The sequence below is a fragment of the Paenibacillus sp. N119s genome (genome assembly GCF_059447605.1).
This window is the reverse complement of record NZ_JCAJRU010000405.1, coordinates 1-2199: the sequence shown is the minus strand read 5'-3', so window position 1 is coordinate 2199 and position 2199 is coordinate 1. Positions and strand designations below refer to the sequence as shown.

The following is a 2199-nucleotide window of genomic DNA, read 5'->3' as shown; positions in this document are numbered from 1 at the left end:
ACCTCAGCTCACTTGCAGTCTTCGGCTGTACTTGCGAGCCATCTGGCTCCAGATAGTGTGTCCAGTCGTGCGCTACAAGCGGAAAGCGTCACCTCGGAGAAGCTGGCAGCCCACTCGGTGCAAGGAACAAATCTGGCGGAAGGTAGCGTGGGTCCTTCGCATTTGTCTGCACAGTCGGTCCACCCCCAGCACTTGGCAGCTGGAGCAGTACAGGACACAGCGCTGGCCGAGGGTGCAGTGAAGTCTGCGCATATTGCTCCGGAATCGATTCAACCGCATCATCTGCAAAATGGAACCATTTACGGAGAACATATCGTATCCCAGGCCATATCAACCGATACATTACAGGATGCGTCCGTTACGTCTGATAAATTGGCGGATGAGGTCGTGACTGCTGCCAAAATATCTCCACATTCCGTACAGTCCTGGCATATCACGGATAAAGCGGTGCAGGCCCATCATTTGGCAGAAGAAGTCGTTCAGTCGATCCATTTGGCGCCGGAAAGTGTCACCTCAGCCCACTTGCAGCCTTCAGCAGTGACGACCCAGCATATTGCGCCAGGGAGTGTATCTGTTCACGCGCTCCAGGCAGGCAGCGTGAACGCTGAAAAGCTCGCGCTTCGGGCAGTACGTGCTTCGCATTTGGCGGAAGCCAGCGTAGGCTCCGTGCATTTGACAGAGCATGCCGTCCACTCCCAGCATTTGTTCGATGGGGCGGTTCACGAGTCAGCACTGGCTGAGGGGGTTGTGCAGTCCCGGCACATTGCCCCGGATTCTGTCCAGTCCGAGCATTTGCAAGCAGGAGCTATTCAATCACAGCATATCGGCTGGCAGGCGGTGTCAGAGCAAACTATACAAGATGGAGCAGTGACGTCCGGCAAACTCGCAACTGGAACGGTGGAGTCCCGCCATGTGGCTGAAGCGGCAATTGAAGGCCGTCATATTGCAGAGGAAGTCATTGATTCGCATCATCTGAAACCCGGCTCGGTGACACTGGCGCAATTGTCCACAGATATTCATCTCACGGGGCTTTTGCCGGAGGAAGGGGTCAGTGGCGACAGACTCCAGGCGAACAGTATATCCCGCAGTCATCTGCAAGCTCAGGTCGTCGACAGTGAGGTGCTGAGTCCAGAAGCTGTAGGTCCAGAGCATCTACAGGCTGCTGCGGTACAAAGTCATCATGTGGCAGAGCAGAGCATCGAAGGTCATCATCTGGTAGAAGGTTCCGTGGGCTCACGTGAGCTGGAACTGAACGCAGTGAAGCCAGAGCATTTGAGCATCACCCCGGTCCGTACTTGTGCCAATCAGCCTGCATTGCAGCAGTTTGGTAGAGCGCCGTTTCTTTTAAAAGGAAGCGAAGGAGAGACAGAAGTAACCATTGTATTTGGGGAGCCGTTTGTAAACCCGGACTACACATTGGTAGCGATGACGAACCATCCTCTCTTTCATGCGACGCTGAAATCTCAGACGACTCACGGAGCGGTGATCGTCGTAACCAAGTGGAGTGAAACCGCGCATAACTACGGGATTGTTTCTTGGATTGCCATCGGTTAGCGTAGGTAATGATGTAACACTTATAGCGTGCAGACTCATGTATTTTTCAGATACAGAGCTGTACGCTTTTTTCATATACTTTTCACATATTTCTTCCACAATTATCCCGAATTCTCCTGATAAGCTAAAGATACTTTAAAGGAGAGGTGATTCAATCATGAAAAAATGGACTAAAAATGCAGCAGCCGTATTAACCGTAGTAAGCGTACTGGGAGGAGCAAGCAGTGCATTCGCTGCTACAGCAACTACAACTCCAGCCACCACTGCACCTGCCGCCAAAGCTTCTGTGGTTACGACTCCTGCTAGCAAAACACCGGCAAAAGCACCTGTAACGAAAACCCCTGAGGTGAAAGCACCTGAGGTGAAAGCACCTGTTAAAAAAGCTGCAACAGCTCATAAAGCAACAACTAAAGCCAAAAAGGCTCCTGCCAAAAAAGCCGTTGCGAAAAAAGTGGCAAGCCACAAAGTAAAAGCAGTGAAAGCAAAACACCGCACAGTTAAACATCATGCAAAAAAACATAAAGCTGTTCAACGCAAGGTAGCAGCACATAAAACCCGTGCACACCATGTCGTAGCTAAAAAAGTGACCCATAAAGCTCCAGTAAAAAAAGCAGTTCCAGCAAAAACAGCTCCAAAAGCAGCAGC

General features: G+C 51.2%; 2 protein-coding genes. Both read left to right on the top strand.

From position 1 onward, the window contains the following. On the top strand, positions 1–1554 hold a 1554-nt coding region (locus tag AC5V8P_RS25185; protein ID WP_495474014.1), incomplete at its 5' end, for a WIAG-tail domain. Between the two features lie 157 nt (positions 1555–1711). Beyond that, a partial coding sequence (locus AC5V8P_RS25180; RefSeq protein ID WP_495474013.1) for a hypothetical protein occupies positions 1712–2199 on the top strand: 488 nt, incomplete at its 3' end.